Here is a 25,337-nt window from a genome sequence, read left to right as displayed (position 1 = left end):
AAAGGATGTTCCGCAGCGCTCCCATCGATCCCCTCACGACCCCCGAGGAGATCAGATGAAACACCGTCATGCATTACTGGCCGCCGGCGCAGCCGGCGCGCTGGTGCTGGGTGGCATCGCCACGGCAACCCTTCCCGCCTCCGCGGCCGCCTCCGGCTGCTCGGTCACGTACACGGTGCAGAGCCAGTGGTCGAGTGGGTTCACCGCCAACGTCGCGATCACCAACCTCGGTGACCCGATGTCGAGCTGGACCCTGGCGTTCGACTTCCCGAACGCCAGCCAACGCGTCGCGCAGGGCTGGGGCGCTGTCTGGACGCAGTCCGGTGCCCGCGTCTCCGCGGCCAGCATGGGCTGGAACGGCTCGCTGCGCACCGGCACGTCCACCTCCATCGGGTTCGTCGGCGCGTGGAACGGCGCCAACCCCATGCCCGCGTCGTTCGCGCTCAACGGCACCGCGTGCACCGGCTCGGTGACCACACCGACCGCCAGCCCGACGAGCGCCAGCCCGTCGCCGACCGCCACAGTTCCCCCACCCAGCGGTCCGGCGCCCGAGCTCAAGGTGTCCGGCAACAAGATCGTCACTGCGGACGGCAGAGCGTACCGGCCACTCGGTGTCAGCCGATCCAGCGGCGAGTTCGCCTGCGTGCAGGGCAAGGGCATGTGGGACGGCGGGCCGGTCGACCAGGCCTCCGTCGACGCGATGAAGACGTGGAACATCCACGCGGTCCGGATCCCGTTGAACGAGGAATGCTGGCTTGGCGTCAACGGCTCCCCCAGCGGCGCCACCTACCAGCAGGGCGTCAAGGACTACGTCAACCTGCTGGTCGCCAACGGCATCAACGTGATCCTCGACCTGCACTGGAACTGGGGCGCCTACACCAACAGCCCGGACTGGCATTGCAAGGACGAAGCCGCCGTCTGTCAGAAGCCGATGCCGGACGCGCGATACGCCCCGCAGTTCTGGACCGGCGTCGCCAACACCTTCAAAGGCAACGACGCCGTCGTATTCGACCTGTTCAACGAGCCCTACCCGGACATGCCCGCCGAATGGAACAAGACCCTGGGCTGGCAGTGCCTACGCGACGGCGGCACCTGCACCGGCCTGCCCTACGAGGCAGCCGGCATGCAGGACCTCGTCGACGCCGTCCGCGCCACCGGCGCCACCAACATGCTCATGATCAGCGGTCTGGAGTGGACCAACGACATGCGCGAATGGTTGGTGTACAAGCCAAACGACCCGCTGAACAACATTGCCGCCTCCTGGCACGCGTACAGCTTCAACGCCTGCGCGACGGAATCCTGCTGGGACAGTCAGATCGCGCCGCTCGCCCAGCAGGTGCCGGTCGTGATCGGTGAGTTCGGTCAGGATAACTGCGGCTTCGACTACATGCAGCGGCTGGTGAGCTGGGCCGACGCGCACGACATGGGGTACCTGGCCTGGACCTGGAACCCCTGGGGATGCACCGGCGGCGCCGTGCTCATCAAGGACTGGGCCGGCACACCGGAACCCGGCGTCGGCGAGGGCTACAAAGCCCACCTGCTGGCCCAAAGCCCGTACGTCTGACCGAATCTCGAAGTAACCCCGGCCTACTTCGCGGGCTGGGGTCACCGCCCCCACCTCAACGGGTACCGACCGCGATGGGCCGGGTGCCGCCTCGACGGCACCCGGTCCGGCGTTGCCTTTCGCGGTGGCTGTCCCAGGCGCCACTGCCGGTTGCTTCCGCCGTTGCAGGCCCACAGTTCGACCAGGCCGCCGTTGGCAGTGAAGGCGTTGGTGACGTCCAAGCAAAGACCGGATCTTCGCGACCAGGATCTCCATGTTCGGTTACTGGCCCGCATCCGGTCCCCGAGCTTGCTGAACCCGGTGAGGATGGTAGCCGGGGCGATGTTGCTCCACACGTCTTCGTGCCCAGGTGCATGATCAGGATGTCGGGACGGGTGGCCGACGCCAGCCCGGCAGCTGGTTCTGGTTGGCGATGTTGGTGCCTGGTAGCCGCCGTGGCCCTCGGTAGTTGTAGCCAACTGGGTCAGCAGACCGCGCGGGTCCGCGCCCAACCGCGCGACTACTGTCGGATTCCGCCCCGCCGTGGCGGCTGCGGATGCGAAACTGGGCCCGGCCCGGTCCATGAATCGGGCGCCGACGCCGAGCCACGGATTGACGATGCTGCTGCCCCGTCCGAAGGACGCACGCCGGCCGACGATGTTGGAACTCTTCTTCGACCTGGTCTACGTCGTCGTCCTGGCGTTGATCTCGCAACGCCTGGAGTCGGGTCCCGGCTGGCTCGACGCCCTGCACGCCCTGATACTGCTGATGGCGCTCTGGTGGGTCTGGGCGGTCACTGTCCTGGTCAGCAACCTCTACGACCCGCAGCATTCGCTGATCCAGCTGACCACTCTCTGCGCCCTCGTGGGCAGCCTGCTGATGACCGCCGCCATTCCCACCGCGTTCGGTCCGCACGGAGTGGTCTTCGCGTCCGCGTACGTCGGGATCCACCTCACCCGGGGCTTCCTGCTGGCGCCGGCCCTCCGTGGCCAGCCGGAGGCACGGGCCCGGGCGATCAGCGTCCTCTCCTGGTTCACCGCGTCGGGCGCGCTCTGGATCGCCGGGGGTGTCAGCGACGGCACCCGCCGGGTGGTGCTCTGGGCGGTCGCGCTGGGTATCGACAGTCTCGGGTTCGGACTGCGCTTCCCGGTACCCCGGCTGCGCCGGCTCGCGTCGCCGCGGTTCTTCGTCGTCTCGGACCACCTGGCCGAACGGCTCCAGCAGTTCTTCATCATCTCGCTTGGCGACGCCATTCTGATCATCGGGATCGCGATGAGCCGAAGTGGCTTCGAGGCCTCGCACCTTACGGCCTTCGCGGTGACGCTCGGCAGCACCGTACTGCTGTGGCGGATCTACCGGCACCGCGCGGGCCAGGTCCTGCCGATGGCGATCGAAACCATCGGCGGGCCCAACGGGTCCGCACAGGGCACGCTGTACAGCCATCTGGTGATGATGACGGGCGTCGTGGTCACGGCCGCCAGCTTCGCCCTCGCCATCCACGATCCGGCCGGCGCGGTCACCACCGCCTGGGTACTGATCGCCCTGGGCGGCCCGGCACTGTTCCTGGCCGGCCGGGCCCGTTTCGAGTACGAGGTCTTCCGCCGGGTCTCACCGCAGCGGCTGGTGGCGATCGTCGTCCTGGCCGCTGCGGTGCCCGGGGCACGGCACCTGCCGGCGTTGGCGGTAACGGCCACCGGCACCCTGGTGCTGGCCGGGGTCGCGGCCGCGGACACCGTGCGCAGTCACGGACGACCGGCGGAGTTGCCAGCACCGGCGCAGTGAACCGCCGACTCGGGCACGGTGCGGGTGACTCCGGCCAGCAGCCCACCCGGCCGACGAACTGAAGCGCGTCCAGGACATCGCGGACGCTATCGGCCTGTCCGAAGCGAACGGGCCGCCTTCCGGCTTGGACGGATCGCCCTTGGCGAGACGGTAACTTGGGAGCATCAAGATCGGCACCCGCGCCCACGATTCCGGCGCTGCTGTCGCATGCGACATATGCAGGCTTGTGGACCGTTCTCACCTGGGCCACGGTCGCAGGTCAATGAACAAGTAGCCGCGATCCGCGCGTCGCCGTGAGTGGCGGTGGTGCCACTCGTTCCCTGTCAGCGTCCGGCCGCCGTGCCGGAAAGGGGGCTATGCCGGAGGCGTCGCCTCGGGCCGTATGAGCGTCGCCTGCCCAGGCTGCGGCCGGAGGCGAGCGTGGCCTGCCTGCCGCTTCGGGTGGTCTTCCGGCTGTGGATCAGGTGGTGGTGTCCCGGGCGTACCGGCCGGGCGGCAGGCCGACGAGGCGCTTGAAGTGCCGGGTGAGGTGCGCCTGGTCGTAGAAGCCGGCCTCGGTGGCGGCCACGGTGATCGGCAGGCCCGCCCGCAGCAGGGACTTGGCGCGGCGTACCCGGGTCTGGGTCTGATAGGCGTGCGGTGTCATGCCCACCGCTGCCCGGAAGACGCGGCACAGGTAGAACGGGCTGAGTCCGGCGATCTCGGCCAGCGCCTCCAGGGTGACGTTCTGGTCCGCGTGCTCCTGGAGGTACTCCGTGCTGCGGCGCACCGCCACGCGTTCCCGGCCGGCCCGGGTGTGCGTACGCGACGGGGCCGTGTGCCGGGCCACCAGCAGCGCGAGGGCCTCGACCAGGTGCGCCTCCCGCGCCAGCCGGCTCGACCCGGGCAGTTCGGCGAGCCGGTGGAACCGACGCAGCCGCGCCACCACCTCCCGGTCCCGCACCACGTCCGCGCCGAACGCCGGCACGTGCCGCCGTACGCCGGGGAACTCGGCCGCGATCTTTCCCATCAGGTCCGGGCCGGGATACAGCGCCCGGTAGCTCCAGGAAGTTTCGGCGGGTGGGCCACCGGAGTGCGTCTCCTCTGGGTTGAGCGTGATCAGGTCCCCGGCGCCGATCACATGGGTCTGCCCCCGGTAGCTGGGCGTGGCGAGGCCGTCCTCGGTGAGGGCGAGGAAGAACTCCTCGTGCGCATGGGGGCGGAACTCGAACTCGCTGATGGTGGCCCGGAACAGTTCCAGGCCGCCGAGGTCCGGTGCCCACCAGATCCGGGCGGGGGCGGATGGGTTGCCGCCGTCGGCGAGGGTCACGGCACCGAGCCTAACCGGGGCGCGAACGGGCTCGGCCGGCCGCAATTTCGTACAAGACCGTGGCTCCGGTTCCGCTCTAGGTTGCTGGCATGACAGGCCGTTCGACAGTTCCCGAAGAACACCAGGTGCAGCCGCTGGTCGAGGTCGGCGCCGACCCGCCGACCGCCGTACCCGACCGGTTGCTGGCCCGTACGGCGCAGATCGCGACCGACTGGCTCCGGTCGCTCGACCGCCGGCCGGTAGGCGTCGCGGCGACCGTCGACGAACTGCGGTCCCGACTCGGCGGACCGCTCCCGGTCGACCCGGTCGACCCGCTGGTGGTGGTCGAGGAACTGGCCGCGGCGGTCGACCCGGGACTGCTCGGCATCCCGTCCGGCCGCTACTTCGGCTTTGTGATCGGTGGCGGGCTGCCGGCCGCCGTCGCCGCAGACTGGCTCACCTCGGTCTGGGACCAGTGCCCCGGCTTCTACGTGTGCGGTCCGGCGGCGTCGGTCGCCGAGGAGGTGGCCGGTGCCTGGCTGGCCGAGCTGCTCGGGCTGCCCGCAGACGCGTCGTTCGCCTTCGTCACCGGGTGCCAGACCGCACATCTCACCGGCCTGGCCGCGGCCCGGCACCACGTGCTCCGCGCGGTCGGCTGGGACGTCGAGGAACTGGGTCTGTCCGGCGCCCCGCCGATCCGGGTGCTGGTCGGGGCGGCGCGCCACGTCAGCGTGGACCGTGCGCTCCGGTTCCTCGGCATCGGCAGGGCGGCGCTGCGGGTCGTCCCGGCCGACCGCGCCGGCCGGATGTCGGTACCCCGGCTGCGGGCGGAACTCGGCCGGGTGGATCTCCCGACGATCGTCTGCGCCCAGGCCGGCGAGGTCAACACCGGTGCCGTCGACGACCTCGACGGGATCGCCGACGCCGTCGCCGAGTGGGGCGGCTGGCTGCACGTCGACGGTGCCTTCGGGCTCTGGGCCGCCGCGAGTCCCGCGCTCCGCCACCTCGTCCGGGGCGTCGAGCGCGCCGACTCGTGGGCATTCGACGCGCACAAGTGGCTCAACGTCCCGTACGACTGCGGCCTGGCCTTCTGCGCCCACCCGGACGCGCACCGGGCCGCGATGTCCGCCACCGCCGACTACCTCGTGCAGGGCGGCCCGGGACAGCCCCGCGACGCGATGGACTGGACGCCCGCGTTCTCCCGGCGGGCCCGTGGCTTCGCCGTCTACGCGGCACTGCGGTCGCTCGGCCGGCAGGGCGTGGCGGACCTGGTGGAGCGGACCTGCGCACACGCCCGCACGTTCGGCGCGGGCCTGGCCGGGGTACCCGGTTGCGAGGTGCTCAGCGACGGTCCGCTCAACCAGGTGCTCTTCCGGTTCGGCGACGACCTGACGACCGACCGGATCCTGCGTGCGGTCGTCGACAGCGGCGAGGCATGGCTGAGCGGCACGACCGTCGACGGGCGCCGGGCCATCCGGCTGTCGGTCTCCAACTGGCAGACGGGCGAAGACGACATCACCCGGGCTCTCGCGGCGTTCCGGACCGCCGCCGGACACGCCCGGCCGGACCGCACGTCCAGGTGACCGTGCGGTCGGGCGCGTACCGCGCCCGAAACCTGTCGCACAGGCTGTGAGCTGGTAGCAGGCGGGCGAGGGCGGACAGGATCGCCCGGTCCGGTCAGGACAGTCGTGGCCGGACCGGAACCTGGCGGCGTAGTACCGCTACCTCATGCCGTAGCGCGAGGACCTCGACCAGCAGCGCTCTGTCGCCCCGGACCAGAGCGCCAATCCGGTGAACAGGCGGATCATCCCCAGGTACGGCAACCGTACGACCATGCCGGCGATCATCAGCCCGAGCCGAGAAACCCCAGCGCATGTGTTCTTCGCAGTTCCGAAGATGAAGCACCGGCACGGCCCAGCGCACTATGGGCGGCGACACGCCACGCGAGATCAAGGGGACCGTGCTGATGTCTGACACCATTGAGATCGTCCTGCCCAATCACGCCGAGTGTCACCTGCGCAACCCCGCCCTGCGGCTGTCCGGCGAGGACCGCGCGCGCCTGATCAGTTTCAGCGGCGCCTACGAGTCCGAGCACTCGGTCTTCTGGAGTACGGAACCCCGGGTTCTGGTTCTGTCCGAGGGCTGGAACCGGCAGTGGTTCGACGACATCCACCGGGTGCTGGAGCTGGCGCCCCCGCCGGTGGTGTCGCCCGCGATGCGGTCCAGCCTGCTCGTCAGCGATCTGCTGCTCGACGGCGCGGCGCAGAAGGAGCTGCGGGAGCTGGTCGCCGGCCGGCACACCATCCGGCTGGTCATGGTGGGGCCTACCCCGGAGACGTACGCCCTGGCCGCCCTGATCCGCGGTTGGGGGCACACGGTGGAACTGGACTCGGTCGGCGAGGACGCCTACTGGACCAGCCTCTACCTGGACTCCAAGATGAGCTGCCTGGACCTGGCCCGTGAGGTGCCGCTGATGCGGGTTGCGCCCAGCATGGTCGTCGGCAACCTGGTGGAGCTCAGGGGCGCGCTGCCGAAGATGTTGGCCGAGCACGGCCGGGTGATCGTCCGGACCCTGTTCGGGGTGGCCGGCGACGGGACAGCGGTGGTCACCGGCGAGCCGGGGCGCGTCGAGCGCGTCCTGGAGGATGCCAGCCGCGACTCGTTCTTCGCCTTCCCGGTCGTGATCCAGCGGTTCGTCGGGCATGCCGAGGGCGTCGGCTGCCCGGCCGCGGACCTCTGGGTCGGAGAGGACGGCGTCGAGGACCTGACGCTCTGCGCGCTGACTGTTGAGCGCGGATACAAGTTCAGCAGCGTGGACGTGGGGCCCGGGTCGCTGCCCGAGGTCTGGGGTGAGCGCATGACTCGGGCCGCGTACGAAATCGGCGAGGCGGCCCGGGCGCTCGGCTACTACGGCTGGATGTGCATCGACGCCGTGGCCGGCGTGGACGACGAGCTCTACATCACCGAGATCAACGCTCGGCGCAGCGGATCGCTGCACGCCAACGGGCTCCTGCGGCACTGGGGCGCCGAGAAGGACCTCACCGTGTCGACGCACTTCGTCATGCCGGTCCCCGAGGGCACCACGTACGAGGACCACATCCGCCCTGTCTTCCAGCGGCTCTGGGACGGCGGGGTCCGGGCGTACCCGACCAGCCTCCGCGCCCTGGGGTGGCCGCGTCCGATCATGGCGGTGGTCGCGGCGGCGTCCACCGCCGCCGAGGCCCGGGACCTGGTGTCCCAGATCCGCGACAGCATCGAGGCGGCCGCCAGGGGCCGTGGCTGACCCACCGGTCGGAAAAATACGGGCGCGAGTGTCCATACGCTGGTGCCGCGTTCGTCGTTCTTTCGAATCGACACAATCTCCGAACTGGAGGACCGGTGACAGGCCAGAACATGTGCGGCGCCACCATCTCGGCCGGAGGCCGCAGAACCCTGCTCAGCTGCACTCTCGATGGGGAAGAGTCACGATGACGCCGGAGACGCGCCGGCAGACCCTGATCCGGCTGACCCGGGACCGGCTGGAGATCGTCCGGCTAACCGGGCGCGCAGGCTGGCCGATGGTCGTCACCGCGGTGCTGGTCAATCTGGTCGTCGGGTTGATGCCGCCGGCGTTCGTGGTGGCCTCCTCGATTCTGCTCGGCAAGGTGCCGGCTGCGGTCGTCGCGGGCCTGGGCTCGCCAGAGTGGGACGGCCTCGTGATCGCCTTCCTGCTGGCCGCAGCGGCCTTCGTCGGGCAGCAGATTGTCGCGCCGGTGCAGGAGTTGCTCGGCCAGCTCGTGTCCCGGCGTATCGACGGCCTGGTCAGCGATGAGCTGATGGCCATCGCAACCAGCACCGACGGGATCGGCCCCCTGGAAGACCCGGGACTGGTGGAGCACCTCCGGGTGGCCGCCCGGGAGCTGGAGACCTGGCTGTTCAGCCCGGGCGAGGCGTGTGCCGGCCTGGTCGCTCTGGTCGGGCGCTACACGTCTCTGGCCGGCTATGCCGTGGTGGTCGGCGTGCTGCTGTCGTGGCCCGTGGCGGTGGCGATGACCGCCGCCGTGGTGCTGCAGCGTTACGGACAGCGCGGTGGCCTGCGGATGTTCGCCGAGGAGCGGTTCCTGCTCGACCCGCAGGAACTCAGGAACGACTACCTGCGTGAGGTGGCCAGCGCGGCCGGTTCGGCGAAGGAGATGCGCGTCTTCGGGCTCCACCATTTCTTCGTGGACTTCTGGCGCCAGAGCTTCCTCGAATGGCTGGTGCCGGTGTGGAAGGCGCGCCGGCGGATCTACCTGTGGCGGTTCCTCGGGATTACGTCTTTCAGCCTGGTCATCACCGCTGCGGTGTTCGCCTTCACAGGCCGCGTCGCGACGGATGCGACGGCCGGGCTCACCCTCACCGGGTTCGCGATGGTCATGCAGGCGGCGCTCGGCGCGCTGCGGCTGGGCGAGTACTACCCGGAGTCGGACCTGCAGACCGCCCTCGGCATGCATGCCTATCAGAAGGTCAAGAGCTTCCGCGAGGGGGTCGCCGATTACGCCGAACATACCGCCGGGGAGATCGCGCCGCCCACGCCGGCGACCGGGATGATCCAGTTCGACCGGGTGAGCTTCCACTACCCGGGCGACAACCGGATGATCTTCCAGGAGCTGGACCTCACCATCCCGATCGGTCAGTGCACGGCCCTGGTCGGCGTCAACGGCGCCGGCAAGACCACCCTGGTCAAGCTGCTAGCCCGGCTGTACGAGCCCACGTCGGGCACGATCCGGCTGGACGGGGTCGACATCCGCTCGTACGGGTTGGACGAGTGGCGTGCCCGGCTCGGTGTCACCTTCCAGGAGTTCGCCCGGTTCGAGGTGGCGGCCGCCGACAATGTCGGCTTCGGCGCGGTGGAGCACCTCGACGATCGGGCCGGGATCCGGTCCGCGATCGAGGCGGTGAACCTGCACGAACTGCTCGACAACCTGCCGCGCGGCATCCAGACCCCGTTGGCCCGGCACCTGGAGGACGGCACCGACCTGTCCGGCGGCCAGTGGCAGCGGGTGGCGCTCGCCCGGGCCCTGTTCGGCCTGCGCCACGGCGCGTCGATCCTGGTGCTCGACGAGCCCACGGCCAGCCTGGACGTCCGTGCCGAGGCCGGATTCTTTCGGGAGTTCACCCAGCTCACTGAGGGTGCAACGACGCTGTTGATCTCTCACCGATTCTCCACCGTGAGGCAGGCGGACCGGATCGTGGTGCTCGACGGCGGCCGGGTGGCCGAGAGTGGCAGCCACGACGAGCTGATGGCCCAGGAGGGTGAGTACGCACGACTGTTCCGGTTGCAGGCCGACCGGTTCACCGACCAGACGGCGAGGACGGCATGAGGACGACGGTGATCGGAGCCTGGCGATTGCTGATGATCGCCTGGCGGGCGAACCGCCGCAAGACCGTCGCGGCGACGGTTCTGATGGTGGCCGGCACCGTCGGCAACCCGCTGCTGGCGCTGGTGATGGGCGTGATGACCGACGCTGTCGTCTCCGGGCAGGTCGGCACGGCTGTCTGGTCCGGGGTCGCGGCCGCGGTCCTGATCATCGTGAGCCTGACCTTCGCGCACTTCGCGCAGGTCTTCTACACAGAGTTGGCCGAGCTGGCCGAGATCCCCGTGGTGCGGGATCTGATCCTGCTCAGCAACGGCTCCGATGGGATCGAACACCAGGAGCGAGCCGAGTATGCCGACGAGCTGACCGTGCTGCAGCGGGAGAGCCGAGGACTGATCGGCGCGCTGGAGTCGATGTTCGGGGTGCTGGGCCTGAGCCTGGCCGCGGTGTTCACCGCCATCCTGCTGGCTGGCCTGAACCCGGTTCTGCTTCTCCTGCCGCTCGCGGCGGTGCCGCCGCTGATCTGCGGACGCTGGGCCGAGTCGCGGATCGACCGAGCCAAGACCGACACCGCCGAGCCGACCCGGGCCGCCCTCAACCTGTTCCGGCTGTCCACCTCGGCCCGGTTCGCCGGTGAGCTGCGGGTCTTCCGGCTCAGCGACGAGCTGCGCCGGCGGCGCATGCGGGAATGGGAGCGGGCGACCCGGGGCCTGGTCCGGTCGTACAGGATGGCCGCCGCCGCCCGGACCCTCGGACAGGTGATCTTCGGCCTGGCCTACGTCGGCGCGGTCCTGCTGGTCGTACGGGAGGCCATCACCGGCCGCCGGACCATCGGCGACGTGGTCCTGGTCATCGTCCTCGCCACGCAGGTTAACCAGCAGGTCACCGCGGCGGTCACGCTCCTGGCCACCCTGCAGCGGATGGGCAGCATGCTGCGCCGCCTGGACTTCGTGCGGGAGCTGGTCAAGGTCGACTACCCGATGCCGGTCGACCAGGAACCACCGACCAGGCTGACCAGCGGGATCGAGCTGCAGGACGTCGACTTCACCTATCCCGGCACCGGTGATCCGGTGCTGAGCGACGTGTCGCTGAGCCTGCCGGCCGGGTCCAGCGTGGCCATCGTCGGCGAGAACGGCGCTGGGAAGACCACCCTGGTCAAGCTGCTCTGCGGCCTCTACAGGCCGACCACGGGGCAGATCCTGGTAGACGGAACCGACCTGCGCCGAATCCCGGCCGAGTCGTGGCGCAGGCAGCTGTCGGCGGGCTTCCAGGACTTCGTCCGTTTCGAGCTGCTCGCTGGCCAGGTGATCGGTCTCGGCGACGTGAGCCGGATGGGGGACGACGGCGCGATCCTCGGCGCGCTGAGCCGGGCACAGGGCGGCGACGTCCTGAGCAGGCTGGAACACGGCCTGGACACCCAGCTCGGCACGAGCTACACCGAGGGCACCGAGCTCTCGGGTGGACAGTGGCAGAAGCTCGCGCTAGGCCGGGCCCTCATGCGCGAGAAGCCGTTGTTGCTGGTGCTCGACGAGCCGACGTCGGCGCTGGATCCGCAGGCCGAGCACCGGTTGTTCGAGTCGTACGCCCAGCAGGCTGCGCAGTTGCGGTCGAGCACCGGCGCGATCACCCTGTTCGTCTCGCACCGCTTCTCGACGGTGCGCATGGCGGACCTGATCATCGTATTGCGCGATGGCCGGGTGGTCGAGAGCGGCAGCCATGACGAACTCATGCGACGCGGCGGGCTCTACGCCGACCTGTTCAGCCTCCAGGCCGAGGCTTACCGCTAGCGGGGCGACCGCGGCGCGGCACGGTGCCGCGCCACGGTCGGCTCGCCCCTGCCGGAACGGCCGCAGCTCCAGCACGCGGTACCGGGTGACGGGGTGCCCGGCACTGCCGCGTCCCCGGGCGGTAGGACTGGCGACTCGTCGACGCAGATCAGCAGGAGATATTTCATCGGCCCCTCGTGAAGGACTCACCTCGCACCGTACGACGACCGGCGAGCTCGCGGATGGACAGCGGCGGCGAGTTCGGGTCACTCTCGATTCGGGCGCCGGCGGCAACGGCAAGGGAGGAGATGCGCCCAGCCGGGCGTCGCGCCGATCATTGCTGCATGCAGCCGTTTCGTGTGGAGATTTCCGAGTCGCACCTCAACGATCTCAGTCGCCGCCTGGCTGACGTCCGCTGGCCGGAGAAGCTACCGGATGTCGGTTGGGAGCGCGGCGTGCCGACGGGTTACCTCAAGGACCTGGTCGAGTCGTGGCGCACCGAGTTCGACTGGCGCGCCGTCGAGGCTCGTCTGAACGAGCACCCCCAGTTCACCGTGGACTTCGACGGCACGACCATCTACTTCATGCATGTGCGGTCGCCCGAGCCGGACGCCATGCCGATGATCATGACCCACGGCTGGCCCGGCTCGGTCGTGGAGTTCCTCGACGTCATCGGGCCGCTGACCGATCCGCGGGCACACGGCGGCGACCCGGCCGACGCATTCCACCTGGTGATCCCGTCGCTGCCCGGGTTCGGCTTCTCCGGGCCCAACCCGAACGCCGGCTGGAACAACCTGCGCACGGCCCAGGCGTGGGCGGAACTGATGCGCCAGCTCGGATACGACCGCTACCTGGTCCAGGCCGCCGACTTCGGCACGGGTGTGTCGCTGACGCTCGCCGGCATCGACGAGGAGCATGTGGCCGGGGTGCACCTCAACACCCTGCCTACCCCGCCCAGTGGTGACCCGGGCGAGCTCGACAACCTCGACGACGAGGACCAGGCGCGGCTGGCGCGGTCGGCCCGGTTCGTCCGGGAGCTCGCGGGATCGATGAAACTGCAGGCCACCCGGCCACACACGGTGGCGTACGCGCTGACCGACTCGCCGGTTGGGCAACTCGCCTGGATCGTCGAGAAGTACAAGGACTGGACGGACTCGGCGAGCGTTCCCGAGGACGCGGTGGACCGCGACCGCATCCTCGCCATCGCGAGCATCTACTGGTTCACCGGCACGGCCGGCTCCTCGGCCCAGTTCTACTACGAGATCGCCGAGAACCTGCCGATCAACGTGTCCACCGGCCGGTACCCGGCGATCAAGGCGCCGCTCGGCGTGGCAGTGTTCCCGCACGCGCCGTTCGTGCCGATCCGGCGCTTCGCCGACCGGGACTTCCCGTCGATCGTGCACTGGAGCGAGTTCGACCGGGGCGGCAACTTCGCGGCCCTGGAGGAGCCGGACCTGTTCGTCGAGGACGTCCGGACGTTCCGCCGGCTGATCAAGGAATGACATGACCCAGCAGCCGACCACGATCGAGGACTTCCGGGCGCTCGGCGCGCGGCTGAGCAACTGGGGCCGCTGGGGACCCGACGACCAGCGCGGCACCACGAATCTGATCACACCGGAGCGGCTGGTGGCAGCGGCCGGGCTGGTCCGGCGGGGCCGGGTTTTCGACCTCGGCATCCCGCTCGACGAGAATGGGCCGCAGCCGGGTGGTGGGCGGATCAACCCCGTACACCTGATGTCGGAGACCGGCGCCGAGCAGGTGTTCCCGGGCGGGTTCCGGTTCGCCGACGACTACATTTTCATGGCGCTGCAGGGCTCGTCGCAGTGGGACGCGCTGTCGCACGTGTTTTACGACGACCGGATGTACAACGGCTTCCCGGCCGGCGGCGTGACCGTCAGAGGGGCCGCGCACTGCGCGATCGACCAGCAGAGCGCGGGGATCGCCGGTCGTGGCGTGCTGCTGGACATCGCGGCGCTCAAGGGCGTCGACTGGCTGGAGGCCGGCACTGTCATCACCCCGGAGGACCTCGACGAGGCGGCCGAGCGGCAGGGCGGCGTCGAGGTCGGCCCGGGTGACATCCTGCTGTTCCGCACCGGCTGGCGCCGCAAGTTCCTGCGCGACGGCGACCGGGCCGCGTTCATGGCTGGCGAGCCCGGCCTCGGCCAGGCGTGCTGCGCGTGGCTGCGCGACCGGGACGTCGCCGCGGTCTGCTCGGACAACTGGGCCATCGAGGTGCTTCCGGGTGAGACCCCGGACGCGCTGCTGACCGTCCACATGGTTCTCATCCGCGACATGGGGATGACGCTCGGGGAGATCCTGGACTTCGAGGAACTCGCGGCCGACTGCGAGAGCGACGGTGTCTGGGAGTTCTTCTTCGTGGCGCCCCCGCTGAAGGTGAGCCGGGCGGTGGCGTCGCCGATCAACCCGCTCGCCATCAAGTAACCCGGATCCATATAACTCGGGCTCCCCGGCCGCCGGCCAGGGAGCCCGAGTGGTATGCCGCCTACAGGTACAGCGTGTCCGGCGCAAGGCCGCTCAGCACGCGGCCGTACAGCTCGAGGTTGGTCTCAGGCTGCATCAGAGCGTGCATGTTCATCGCCTCGATGTCGCGGGCGATGCGCTGGATCGGCACACTCGTGTAGATGGAGGAGCCGCCGCTGGCCCGGCGCAGGAGGTCCACGGACTCCTGGGCCAGGCGGCAGGCACGTCCCATGTCGGCCCGGGCCCGGGCACGGTCCTCGATCGTCCAGGCAGCCGCGGCGGCGACCTTGGCGTCCAGTTGCCCGGCGAGCCGCTGCGCGTGGAACTCGGCCTCGTCAGCGAGCAGGACGGCCTCGGCGAGCTTGAGGTGGGTCACCGGGGCGGCCGCCTGCGAGGTGTACGAGGTGTACGTGATGCCCCGCTGCGACATCCGCTGCCGGAACTGGTCGATGGCGGCCCGGGCCATGCCGACGGCGAGGCCGGACACGGAGGCGGCCGCAGCCGCCACGAGCGGAGCGCCGTAGATGCCGGTGCGGTTCGAGTCGTATCCCTCGGGCAGCGCGGACACCAGCGGCATGACCCTCGCGGCCGGGACGAACACGTTGTCCGCCACCGTCGTGACGCTGCCCGTCCCGCGCAGGCCCGAGGTGTGCCAGTCGTCGACGACCACCAGGTCCGAGAGCGGGGCGAGGGCCATCACCGGCCACGGGTCGCCACCCGGGCCTGGGGCCATGGCCACCAGGACCTGCCACTGGCTGTGCGGCGCGCCGCTGACGAAGCCCCACTTCCCGTTCACGACGTAACCGCCGTCGGCCGGCGTGGCCGTCGCCGACGGGCTCAGGGTGCCGCACGTGCGCAGGTCCGCGCTGGCGAGGACCTCGTCGCGCACCTCCGGCGGGAACAGCGAGGCCATCCACGAGGTGATCCAGCCGACCGACAGGGTCCAGGCCGCGGAGGCGTCGGCCCGCGCCAGCTCGGTGGCCACCGCGACCATGGTGGCTGCGTCACTCTCGTAGCCGCCGTTGGCCACCGGCACCCGCAGCCGGAACAGCCCGGCCTCGGTCAGCGCCTCGATCACCGTGTCGTGGATCCGGCGGTTCTCGTCGTTCCAGTCGGCGTACTCGGTCAGCACGGGCGCCAGTTTCGACGCCCGGTGCACCAGTTCGTCGTGCGTCGGTAGCTCGATGGCCTCCACCGCGTCCTCCTCGGGGCTTCGATCCAGGGACGTCGTGGCGAGTCCCTTCGGACAATGCGCCGTCCGGAAACGCAAACCGGCCGGTACCCGAATTGTCGGGCCGGCCGGAGCGGTGCTTCATCTTCGTCCGTGCGGCTCAGCCGCCCTGTGCCGGGTCACTCACCCACGGGCGGGCGTCACTCCTTGATGACGGACATGATGTTGCCGGCCGGGTCGCGGAACCAGGCGATCAGCGGACCGCCCTTGCGGAACACGCCGTCGTCGTCGACGCCGTCGAACTTCTCCATCTCCACGCCGCGCTCGCGCAGCCATGCCACCGCCGCGTCGATGTCATCGACCGGGAAGTTGAGCATCGTGTAGGTGGCCGGCTGGTGGTCCGGCTTGGGGTAAACCAGGATCTCCCGGTTGCCGCCCACATGCAGGTGCAGCATGCCGTACTCCTCGGTCACCGGGATCCCGAGCGTGTCGCGGTAGAACTCCTGCGCGCGGGGGATGTCGTCCACCGAGAACCCGTTGAACGCCACAGTACCCGCGAGCATCCCGGAGCCACCGCGGGCGGCGGCGAGGTACTCCGCGTTGAGTTCGATGATCTGCACGTAGTTGCCGTCCGGGTCCAGCAGTGTGCCGAACAGGCCGTCCTTGCGCTCCTCCAGCGGCGCGACCCAGGTCACGCCCATGCCGTCGAGGTGTGCGGCCACGCTGCGGGCATCCTTGACCTCGAAGTTGAGGATGACCCGCCCGGGTTCCACCGTCGTCGGGGCGACGTCGTCGCGACTGTCCACGAGCACGTCGAACCCGTCGAAGTCGAGAAAGCCGGACGGTTGCTGCGACGGGCCGAACGCGTCGATATACCAGGTGCGCAGCCGTTCCGGGTCGGCCGAACCGAGCAGAATGCTGCCGAGTCGTGGCGTCGACATTCAAGATCCTCCATGGGTTGATAGATGACCTCCATTCTTCAGCCTATCGAGAAATGGCGGCCGTCTTTTGCATCAACGCGGGCGTGAGTTGTACCGATCCGCCGACTCGGGCGGCCTCCGCCAGGATCTCGGTCGACCAGCGCGGCCACAGTCCGGCCAGGCGCGACGTCAGGATCACGACATCCACGGCGTGGTCGGGCAGCGGGGTGCGGATGCCGATGGCGTGGTAAGTGGCACCGAGCTCGGCCACCGCGTCGGCGTCGAAGTCCAGGGTCACCGCGCCGGCCAGCTCCGCCGGCAGGCGGCGGCCCGCACCGAACACCGCGAGGCGGCCGGGTGGCAGCTGCGGCAGCAGATCGGCCACCTCCGCCGCCACGTCGACTGACCGGGCCTGATCGATCCAGCCAAGCAGGAACCGGTAGTTCTCCTCCACCTCCAGCAGGTCATCGTCATTGTTCAGCAGGTTCCAGGCCAGCTCGGTCACCGGCTCCGGGAACCTGGCCATCATCCGGCGCATGTTCGCCATGACGTCGGCCAGGGCGTCGGCCAGGGGGGCCCGCTCGTGCGGTGCGTGCACCGCCCAGGCGGTGCGGCTGAGCCGGAATTCGAGGCCGGCCTTGAACAATCGGAAGCCCAGTTCCAGGTCGTCCAGACCCCAGCGGACTATACCCTCGTCGAAGCCGTCCACCCGCCAGTAGTCCTCGGCGGATATGGAGAAGTTGAGCCCCCAGAGCAGGACCCACGGTGCGACCATCCGGCCGAGGTCGAAGTCGGTCTTGACGAACGCCGCGTGCCGGGCGTCGAAGAAGGGCTCCGAGTCGTGGAACCGAGCGACGACCTCCTCCGGCAGCGACTCGGCCACTGCCTCGGCCAGACCGGGGGGAGGTGGCTTTTCGAAGTCGTAGCCCCAGGTGTAGCCCGCCACGACCAGATGTTCGCCCTCGGCGTGGGCCGCGACGTGCTCGTGCAAGAAGTCCGGCCCGACGTATACGCCGCTGTCGAGGAAGACCAACAGCGGCGCTTCGGCCAGCCGGGCGCCGGCGTTGCGGACCAGGCACACTCGGTTGCCCTCGTCCGGCTGGAAGTGGTATTTGATCCGCAGCTGCTGTGACGCCTCTTCGACCACCGCGCGGCTGCCGTCGGACGAACCGTCGTCAGCGACGACGACCTCGAACTCGTCGACCGGCATCCGCTGCCGGGTGAGGTTGCGCAGCGTCTCACGCAACAGCTCCCGCCGGTTGTAGGTCGGGATGACCACCGTCACCCTCGGAACTGAGCCTGCTGTCCTGGTAGTGATCACCTTGCCAGTGTGCGGGCGGCGGTCTCCGTACTCATCTCCCAGAGTGCCATCCGCGTCGCATTCACGAAGGTGCGCCCGTGACGGCGGCCGAGTGAGGCTGCATGGTGTCGCCGAGGCTCTGGAGGAGACACCGTGAGCGCGTCACGCGTTTCCGTGATCGTCCCGACATACAACCGGGCCGAGCTGCGCGGATACACCCTCGCCTCGGTGACCAGGCAGACCCTGCCGGTCGACCGCTTCGAGGTCCTGGTGTGCGACGACGGGTCCACCGACGACACGGCCGCCGTCGACCACCGGCTGTTGGTCCCGAAGTACGACTCGCCGGTCGTCCCGTTGCTCATGGCGCTGCCGACGATCAACCCCTTCAACATCAACGACGTCATCGAGGCGCTCGGTCTGGACACGACACCCGGACGCGCCTGGTCCGCGCGTGAGGACCTGCTGCACATCGGCTCATTTCGGTAAGGGGAGAGGGTTCATGTCTGTCGTCAACGAGATGCCGCGTACGGTGCGGACCGCGGAGGAACTCGCCGAGATCGACCGGCGGGTGCTGGTGCACCCGCACCACCACGGCGGCCGGCAGGAGCGCATCACCATCGTCCGCGGTGACGGTTGCTCGGTGTGGGACGCGAAGGGTGTGGAGCTGCTCGACGTCATGGGCGCCGGCAACTGGGTCGCGCAGGTCGGGCACGGCCGCCGCGAACTGGCCGACGCGGCGGCGCGCCAGATGGGCACGCTGGAGTACTACACCAGCTTCGACATCTTCGCCAACGACCAGTCCATCACGCTCGCGCAGCGGCTGGTCGACCTGGCGCCCGACGGCCTGGACCGGGTGTTCTTCACCAACGGCGGGTCCGAGAGCGTGGAGACCGCCTTCAAGTTCGCACGGCTCTACCACCACCACCGCGGCGAGCCCGACCGCACCTGGTTCATCTCGCGGAACTTCGCCTACCACGGCTGCACCTTCGCCAGCGGCACCGCCACCGGGTTCCCCGGTATCCACGAGGGCATCGGGCCGGAGTTCCCGAACGTGGCCCGGGTCTCGGCCCCGCACCCCTACCGGGCGCCGGACCTGTGTCCCGGCCGGGATCTCACCGACTTCCTCATCGAGGAGTTGACCGCCACCATCGAGCGGATCGGCCCGGGCAACGTGGCGGCGATGATCGGCGAGCCGGTGATGGGCGGCGCGGGGATTCTCGTACCGCCCGCCGACTACTGGCCGCGCGTCCGTGAGCTGCTGTCGCGCCACGGGATCCTGCTCATCGCCGACGAGGTGGTCACCGGCTTTGGCCGGACCGGCTCCTGGTACGACTCGGCCGACCGCGGGATGCGAGCCGACGTGGTGGTTGTGGCGAAGGGCCTCACCAGCGGCTACGCCCCGCTGGGCGCGGTCCTGGTGAGCGACGCGATTGCCGAGACCATCGCGGGCGGCGACACGTACCTGTTCCACGGACACACCTACTCCGGCCACGCCACCGCGTGCGCGGTCGCGCACGCCAACCTCGACCTGCTCGAGCAGGAGGGGCTCGTGGAGCGTTCCCGCACGATCGGCACGTGGCTCAGCGAGGCCCTGGCGCCGCTGGCCGACCTGCCGATCGTCGGCGAGGTGCGGGTGGCCGGCGCCACCGTCGGTGTGGAGCTGGTGGCCGACCGGGAGAGCCGGGAGCCGCTGATGGCCGACTGGGTGACCGTCGCCCTGCGCAACGACCACCGGGTGGCGGCGCGGGAGTACGGCAACACCCTGGTCATGGCCCCGCCGCTGGTGATCTCCCGGCCCGAGGTCGACCGCGCCGCGCAGGCGCTGGCCGACGTGCTCCGCCGCCGGCCGGCCGGCCGCTCGTGATGGAGTCCTACGACTACGTCGTCGTCGGCGCCGGCACCGCGGGTTGCGTGCTCGCGGCGCGGCTGAGCGAGGACCCCGACGTGACGGTGTGCCTGCTCGAGGCCGGGCCCGGCGACGACTCGGACAACATCCGCGTCCCGGCGGCCGGCGGAAAACTGCTGCGCTCGCAGTACGACTGGGACTACAACAGCAACGAGGAGCCGCAGCTGGGCGGGCGCCGGCTCTACCTGCCGCGCGGGCGGGTCCTCGGCGGCACCAGCGCGGTGAACGGCATGGTGCACATCCGCGGCAACGCCCGCGACTTCGACGAGTGGCACCAGCCCGGCTGGACGTACGAGACGATGCTGCCGTACTTCGTCCGTAGCGAGGACAACGAGCGCGGCGCCTCGGCGTACCACGGGAGCGGCGGCCCGCTGCCGGTCGCCGAGGGGCGGTCGCGCAACCCGATGGCGGCGGCCTTCGTGCGTGCCGCGGTAGAGGCCGGGTTCCCGAGCAACGACGACTTCAACGGCCCCAGCCAGGACGGCTTCGGCTTCTACCAGGTGAACCAGCGCAACGGGCGGCGGTGCAGCGCCGCGGCGGCATACCTGCACCCGGCGGCCACCCGGCCCAACCTGACCGTGCGCACCCGCGCCCACGCGCACCGGGTCCTCGTCGAGGGTGGCCGGGCGTGCGGGGTCCGGGTACAGCGGTTCGACGAGGTCGTCGACATCCGGGCGCGGCGTGAGGTGATCGTGGCCGCCGGGGCGTACAACTCGCCGCAGTTGCTGATGCTCTCCGGGGTCGGCCCGGCCGACCGTATCGCGGCGCTGGGTCTGCCGGTCCTTGTTGACCTGCCCGAGGTCGGCCGCAACCTACAGGACCATCCCGCCACCTATCTGGTCTTCACCCACGACGAACCGGTCAGCCTGCTCTCCGCTGGTGAGGAACGGCACGTGCGCCAGTTCGAGGCGGACGGCAGCGGGCCGCTGTCGTCCAACGTGCCGGAGGCTGGTGGCTTCGTCCGCACCCGCGACGGACTCGACGCCCCCGACGTGCAGTACCACGTGTTGCCGGTGGCGTTCGTCGAGTGCGCCCTCGGCGAGTCCACCGAGCACGGCATCTCGTTCGGCCCGTGCGTGCTGCGGCCGGCCAGCCGCGGCGAGGTCACCCTCGCCTCCGACGACCCGACCGCCAAGCCACGCATCCGGCACCGGTACTACGAGCAGGCGTCGGACCTGCGGACGATGACGGCCGGGCTGCGCATCGCCCTGGAGTTCGCCCGGCAGCCGGCGCTCCGGCCGTACACGGTGCGCCCGTTCGCGATGCCGGCCTCCACCACCGAGGCCGACCTGCACGCCTTCCTGCGGGCACACACCCAATCGATCTTCCACCCGGCCGGCACCTGCGCGATCGGGACCGTGGTGGACGAGGACCTGAGGGTGTACGGCGTGGACGGCCTGCGCGTGGTGGACGCGTCCGTGATGCCGCTCGTGCCCAGGGGCAACACCAACGCCCCGACGGTCGCGGTCGCCGAGCGGGCGGCCGACCTGATCCGTGGCCGCACCGACGCGACCCGGGCCCGCACCAGCCTGATGGAGGCACACCGATGAGTGAGAAACTCGGCATGCGGGCGGTGGTGCTCGGTGCTGGAATAGCGGGCCTCGTGACGGCCCGGGTGCTGGCCGACCGGTACGCCCAGGTCGTGGTCGTCGAACGCAACACCGTGGTCGGCGTGACCGACCCGCGTCCCGGTGTCCCGCAGGGCCACCACGCGCACGCGCTGCTGGCCCGCGGACACGAGGCGATGGAGCAGCTCTTCCCCGGCATGCAGGCCGACCTGACTGCGGACGGCGTGCTCAGCGGAGACCTGTCCGGGGAGTTGCGCTGGTACTTCCGCGGTCGCGCGCTGCAGCAGGGGCATTCGGGCCTGATCAGCGTCTCGGCGAACCGGCCGACGCTGGAGGCGTACGTGCGCCGGCGGGTGGTCGAACTGCCCAATGTGGTGGTGCGCGAGCGCACCGTGGTGCAGGCACTGGTGACGACCAGCGACCACGCCCGGGTCAACGGGGTGCGGGTCGTGGGCGACGACCCGGAGGCGACACCCGAGACGATCGAGGCCGACCTGGTGGTCGACGCGACGGGACGCGGCAGCCGCACCCCGGCCTGGCTGGAACAGCTCGGCTACGAACGGCCGGCGGAGGACAAGGTCCGCATCGACCTGGCGTACGTGTCGCAGTACTTCCGGTTGCGCAGCGACCCGTTCGGCGACGACCTGGCGATCAACTCCGTGCCGCACCCGGGCAACCTGCGCGGCGCCTTCTTCGGCAAGTTCCCCGACGGCGTGGCCCTGCTGTCACTGACCGGCATCCTCGGCGACCACCCGCCGCGCGACCGCGAGGGTTTCCTTGAGTTCGCCCGCTCGCTGGACGCGCCGGAGATCTACGAGGCGGTCCGCACCGCGGAGCCGCTCACCGAGCCCGCGATGTTCCGGGTGCCGGCCAGCGTTCGGCGCCGGTACGAGAAGCTGACCCGCTTCCCCGACGGCCTGCTGGTCGTTGGCGACGGGGTGTGCGCCTTCAACCCGGTCTACGGGCAGGGCATGACGGTGGCCGCGATGGAGGCGACCGCGCTGGCCGAGCACCTGCGCCACGGCGCCGTACGCCCGCGGGAGTTCTTCCAGACCGTGGGGCGCATCGTCGACGGGCCCTGGGAGACCTCCGTCGGTGGCGACCTTGCCCTGCCCGGGGTCGAGGGGAAGCGGACGGCCAAGGACAAGATGGGCAGCAAGTACATCGCCCGGCTGCACACCGCGGCGCAGCGCGACGGCGCGCTCACCGCGGCGTTCTTCCGGGTGGCCGGCCTGGTCGACCCGCCGACCGCGCTGATGAAGCCCGGCCTGATGGCCCGCGTGATGCGCACCGCCCGCAAGGTCGACGCCGAGGCTGTCCCGGCCACGCGGCCCGATGCCACCGTCGGTCGACGCGCCGTCGTGGTGGGCGGCAGCATGGCGGGAACCCTCGCGGCGCGGGTGCTGTCGGACCACTACCACGAGGTGGTCGTCGTCGACCGCGACGAGGTGCTCGGCGTCGACGTTCCCCGGCGCGGCACGCCGCACACCGCGCACGCGCACGGACTGCACGCGCGCGGTTACCTGATCCTGACCGAACTCTTCCCGGGCCTGCGCTCGGACCTGCAGAGCCGCGGCGTGCCGGTGGGCGACCTGGGGGAGATGCGCTGGTACTTCGACGGCCGGCGGTTGCAGCCGGCGCGCACCGGCCTGCTGTCCGTGACCGCGCAACGGCCGATCCTGGAGGAGTACCTGCGGTCCCGGGTCGCGGCGCTGCCCAACGTGACGTACCGGCAGGGCATCGAGCTGACCGGTCTACGGGCCACCGCCGACAACCGGCGCGTCACCGCGGTGGCGCTGCGCGACGTGGTGACCGGGACGGAAAGCGTACTCGATGCGGACCTCGTCATCGACGCCACCGGGCGCGGCTCCCGCCTGCCGGTGTGGCTGGAGCAGCTGGGGTACCAGCGGCCGGACGAGGAGCGCATGAAGATCGGCTTGGCGTACACCACCCGGCTGTACCGCAAGCGGCCGGAGATGTTCGACGGCACCCAGTCCATCAACCCGGTCGCGTCGCCGACGCACCCGCGCGGCGCGTTCTTCGGGCAGGTCGGCGAGGACGAGTGCATCGTGTCGCTGACCGGGATTCTGGGCGATCACCCGCCGACGGACCCCGACGGGTTCCTGGACTTCGCCCGGTCGCTACCGGTGCCGGACGTGTACGACGGGCTGCGCGACGCCGAGCCGCTGACCGAGCCCGTGACGTTCACCTTCCCGGCGAGCCTGCGCCGCCGGTACGAGCGGCTGTCCCGCTTCCCGGAGCGCCTACTCGTGCTCGGCGACGCGGTCTGCAGCTTCAACCCGGTCTACGGCCAGGGCATGACGGTCGCCGCCATCGAGGCCATGACGCTGCGCAAGTGGCTGCTCCGCGGCGCGCCGCCCGAGCCGCGCGGGTTCCTGCGCGACATCGCCCGCGTCGTGGACGTGCCGTGGCAGATCTCCACCAGCGGCGACCTCGACTTCCCGGGAGTGCCGGGCAAGCGGCCGGCGATGGTGCGGTTCGGCAACGCGTACATGGCCCGGGTGCAGTACGCGGCGACCAAGGACCCGGCGATCACCGCGGCGTTCATGCGGGTGGCCGGACTGATCGACCCACCGACCACGCTGATGCGCCCCGGCATCGTCCGGCGCGTGCTGCGGCTCTCGCGCGACCGCACGGCCGCGCCGGCCGCTAGACCCGTCACCGCATCCGACCGCATCGAGAAGGTTGAGAGGGCCGTACCGTGAGACCGTTCCGGATCGAGATCCCGCAGGCCGACATCGACGATCTGAACCGCCGGCTGGACGACGTCCGGTGGCCCGCGCCGCTGGGCGACGACGACTGGAGCCGCGGTGTGCCGGTCGGGTACCTGCGCGAGCTCGTCGGATACTGGCGCACCCAGTACGACTGGCGGGCCGCCGAGGCCGAGCTGAACCGGTACCCGCAGTTCATCGCCGAGATCGACGGTGCCACGGTGCACTTCCTGCACGTGCGCTCCCCGGAGCCGGACGCGGTGCCGATGCTCGTCACCCACGGTTGGCCGGGTTCCGTGGCCGAGTTCCTCGACGTGATCGGTCCGCTGACCGACCCTGCCGCGCACGGCGGCGACCGGGCCGACGCGTTCCACCTCGTCATTGCCAGTCCGCCCGGGTTCGGCTTCTCCGGCCCGGCCCGTCCGGGATGGCACGCGGGCACCATCGCGCCGGTCTGGGCCGAGCTGATGAACCAGCTGGGCTACGACCGGTACGTGGTCCAGGGCGGCGACGCCGGCTCGGTCATCTCGCAGCAGGTCGCCGCCGTGGCGCCAGATCATGTCATCGGGTTGCACGTCAACATGCTGATGACCTTTCCGTCCGGCGACCCGGAGGAACTGGCCGGGCTCAGCGAGGTCGACCAGGCGCGTCTCGCACTCATGGGCCGCTTCGACGCGGAGCTGTCCGGGTACATGAAGCTGCAGTCGACCCGGCCGCAGACCCTGGCGTACGCGTTGACGGACTCGCCCGTGGGCCAGCTGGCCTGGATCGTGGAGCGGTTCCGGGAGTGGACCGACGCGGCAAAGGTGCCCGAGGACGCGGTGTCGAGGGACCGGTTGCTGACCATCGTGACCATCTACTGGTTCACCGCCACCGCCGGCACGTCGGCCGCGCTCTACTACGAGGGCGCGGAGGGCATGCGCGCGATTGCCTCCGGCTGGCGGCCCGAACCGGTACGGGTCCCGGCCGGCGTCACGGTGTACCCGCACGATCCCTTCCAGCCGTTGCGCGGGCTGGCGCACCACTACCTGGCCGACATCGTGCGGTGGAGCGAGCCCGACCGGGGTGGCCACTTCGCCGCGATGGAGGAGCCGGACCTGTTCGTCGACGACGTGCGGGCCTTCGTCCGTACCGTGCGGTGACGGCAGGACGGTCGGTGTACCGTGCCAATCTTCGCGCATGCGCGGTGACCTGCTCTTCTGCTGCTCGGGTCAGAGTGCACGGTGGTACTTGTTGATCGAGGATGGGTGGGTCTGCTGGCAACGGTCGAGATCGTGATGGTGGGCCAGGCATCTAGCACTGGCTGGGTGGGGCGGAGGTGAACTACAACATCCGCGTGCGCTTCGAGGCTCCCGGCAGGGCGTCGTACCAGGACCGCCCACGACCCGGCGGGAGTAGGCGTCAACAACGACCGCGAGGTAGAGGAAACCCTCCCGGGTGCGCAGATAGGAGATGTCCGCGACCCACAGCCGGCTCGGGGCGGTCGAGGTGAACTGCCGCTGCACCAGATCCGGCGCGGTCGCCGTGGACACGGCCCTGCGGCG

18 protein-coding genes and 2 pseudogenes are annotated in these 25,337 nt (G+C 70.4%); 14 read left to right on the top strand and 6 right to left on the bottom strand.

The genetic code is table 11. The features are described from left to right. Positions 1-55 precede the first annotated feature (55 nt). Entirely contained in the window at positions 56-1,564 is a 1,509-nt protein-coding gene (locus V1634_RS26900) for a cellulase family glycosylhydrolase (RefSeq protein ID WP_331210687.1), read from the top strand. 41 nt (positions 1,565-1,605) lie between these two features. Here V1634_RS26900 and V1634_RS26895 read toward each other — a convergent pair whose 3' ends face one another. Continuing rightward, positions 1,606-1,839, bottom strand: coding sequence for an RICIN domain-containing protein (locus V1634_RS26895; protein ID WP_331210719.1), 234 nt, complete (start codon positions 1,837-1,839; stop codon positions 1,606-1,608). Between the two features lie 322 nt (positions 1,840-2,161). Between V1634_RS26895 and V1634_RS26890 the strand changes: the two genes are divergently transcribed. After that, positions 2,162-3,325, top strand: coding sequence for a low temperature requirement protein A (locus V1634_RS26890; protein WP_331210686.1), 1,164 nt, complete (start codon positions 2,162-2,164; stop codon positions 3,323-3,325). Positions 3,326-3,785: 460 nt separating this feature from the next. On the opposite strand, the gene V1634_RS26885 is transcribed toward V1634_RS26890, so the two are convergent. Next, positions 3,786-4,634, bottom strand: coding sequence for a helix-turn-helix transcriptional regulator (locus tag V1634_RS26885; RefSeq protein WP_331210685.1), 849 nt, complete (start codon positions 4,632-4,634; stop codon positions 3,786-3,788). Positions 4,635-4,723: 89 nt separating this feature from the next. On the opposite strand from V1634_RS26885, the gene V1634_RS26880 reads away from it, so the two are divergent. From V1634_RS26880 to V1634_RS26855, 6 genes are all read left to right on the top strand, one after another. Further along, the gene (locus V1634_RS26880) at positions 4,724-6,196 is read left to right on the top strand and encodes a pyridoxal phosphate-dependent decarboxylase family protein (protein WP_331210684.1); all 1,473 of its coding nucleotides are present in this window, start codon (positions 4,724-4,726) and stop codon (positions 6,194-6,196) included. Positions 6,197-6,579: 383 nt separating this feature from the next. Then, entirely contained in the window at positions 6,580-7,896 is a 1,317-nt protein-coding gene (locus V1634_RS26875; protein ID WP_331210683.1) for an ATP-grasp domain-containing protein, read from the top strand. A gap of 28 nt (positions 7,897-7,924) precedes the next feature. Continuing rightward, a complete protein-coding gene (locus V1634_RS26870; protein ID WP_331210682.1) occupies positions 7,925-9,955 on the top strand; it encodes an ABC transporter ATP-binding protein in 2,031 nt (676 codons plus the stop codon). Beyond that, positions 9,952-11,736 (top strand): ABC transporter ATP-binding protein, encoded by a 1,785-nt coding sequence (locus V1634_RS26865; RefSeq protein ID WP_331210681.1) that lies wholly within the window; start codon positions 9,952-9,954, stop codon positions 11,734-11,736. Before V1634_RS26870 ends, V1634_RS26865 begins: the two co-directional genes overlap by 4 nt. 323 nt (positions 11,737-12,059) lie before the next feature. Continuing rightward, positions 12,060-13,217 (top strand): epoxide hydrolase family protein, encoded by a 1,158-nt coding sequence (locus V1634_RS26860; protein ID WP_331210718.1) that lies wholly within the window; start codon positions 12,060-12,062, stop codon positions 13,215-13,217. A gap of 1 nt (position 13,218) precedes the next feature. Beyond that, the gene (locus V1634_RS26855; protein ID WP_331210680.1) at positions 13,219-14,157 is read left to right on the top strand and encodes a cyclase family protein; all 939 of its coding nucleotides are present in this window, start codon (positions 13,219-13,221) and stop codon (positions 14,155-14,157) included. Between the two features lie 61 nt (positions 14,158-14,218). Here V1634_RS26855 and V1634_RS26850 read toward each other — a convergent pair whose 3' ends face one another. The 3 genes from V1634_RS26850 to V1634_RS26840 all read right to left on the bottom strand — a co-directional run bounded on the left by V1634_RS26850 (position 14,219) and on the right by V1634_RS26840 (position 17,566). Then, entirely contained in the window at positions 14,219-15,391 is a 1,173-nt protein-coding gene (locus V1634_RS26850) for an acyl-CoA dehydrogenase family protein (RefSeq protein ID WP_331210679.1), read from the bottom strand. A 176-nt stretch (positions 15,392-15,567) separates the two neighbouring features. Next, positions 15,568-16,308 (bottom strand): VOC family protein, encoded by a 741-nt coding sequence (locus V1634_RS26845; RefSeq protein ID WP_331210678.1) that lies wholly within the window; start codon positions 16,306-16,308, stop codon positions 15,568-15,570. Between the two features lie 43 nt (positions 16,309-16,351). Further along, positions 16,352-17,566 (bottom strand): glycosyltransferase, encoded by a 1,215-nt coding sequence (locus V1634_RS26840; RefSeq protein ID WP_331210717.1) that lies wholly within the window; start codon positions 17,564-17,566, stop codon positions 16,352-16,354. A gap of 174 nt (positions 17,567-17,740) precedes the next feature. On the opposite strand from V1634_RS26840, the gene V1634_RS26835 reads away from it, so the two are divergent. From V1634_RS26835 to V1634_RS26810, 6 genes and pseudogenes are all read left to right on the top strand, one after another. After that, on the top strand, positions 17,741-18,073 hold the full coding sequence (locus V1634_RS26835) for a glycosyltransferase family 2 protein (RefSeq protein ID WP_331210677.1): 333 nt from the start codon (positions 17,741-17,743) through the stop codon (positions 18,071-18,073). A 13-nt stretch (positions 18,074-18,086) separates the two neighbouring features. Continuing rightward, complete coding sequence (locus V1634_RS26830) at positions 18,087-19,451, top strand: aminotransferase family protein (RefSeq protein WP_331210676.1); 1,365 nt, start codon at positions 18,087-18,089, stop codon at positions 19,449-19,451. After that, positions 19,451-21,043: a GMC family oxidoreductase gene (locus V1634_RS26825; RefSeq protein WP_331210675.1), complete on the top strand. Its 1,593-nt coding sequence runs from the start codon at positions 19,451-19,453 to the stop codon at positions 21,041-21,043. Before V1634_RS26830 ends, V1634_RS26825 begins: the two co-directional genes overlap by 1 nt. After that, a pseudogene (locus V1634_RS26820) lies at positions 21,040-22,065 on the top strand (FAD-dependent oxidoreductase); the annotation flags it as partial. The gene V1634_RS26825 and the pseudogene V1634_RS26820, both read left to right, overlap by 4 nt. 279 nt (positions 22,066-22,344) lie before the next feature. After that, positions 22,345-23,787, top strand: a complete 1,443-nt coding sequence (locus tag V1634_RS26815) for an FAD-dependent oxidoreductase (RefSeq protein WP_331210716.1) — start codon at positions 22,345-22,347, stop codon at positions 23,785-23,787. Further along, positions 23,784-24,935 (top strand): epoxide hydrolase family protein, encoded by a 1,152-nt coding sequence (locus V1634_RS26810; RefSeq protein ID WP_331210674.1) that lies wholly within the window; start codon positions 23,784-23,786, stop codon positions 24,933-24,935. The genes V1634_RS26815 and V1634_RS26810 overlap by 4 nt, the downstream gene beginning before the upstream one ends. A 234-nt stretch (positions 24,936-25,169) precedes the next feature. Here V1634_RS26810 and V1634_RS26805 read toward each other — a convergent pair. Beyond that, a pseudogene (locus V1634_RS26805) lies at positions 25,170-25,286 on the bottom strand (DDE-type integrase/transposase/recombinase); the annotation flags it as partial. Positions 25,287-25,337 lie beyond the last annotated feature (51 nt).

It is taken from the genome of Plantactinospora veratri (genome assembly GCF_036421995.1).
In the GTDB taxonomy this organism is placed as follows: Bacteria; Actinomycetota; Actinomycetes; order Mycobacteriales; family Micromonosporaceae; genus Plantactinospora; species Plantactinospora veratri.
The sequence above is the reverse complement of the archived record's forward strand: the minus strand, read 5'-3'. Positions and strand labels throughout refer to the sequence as shown.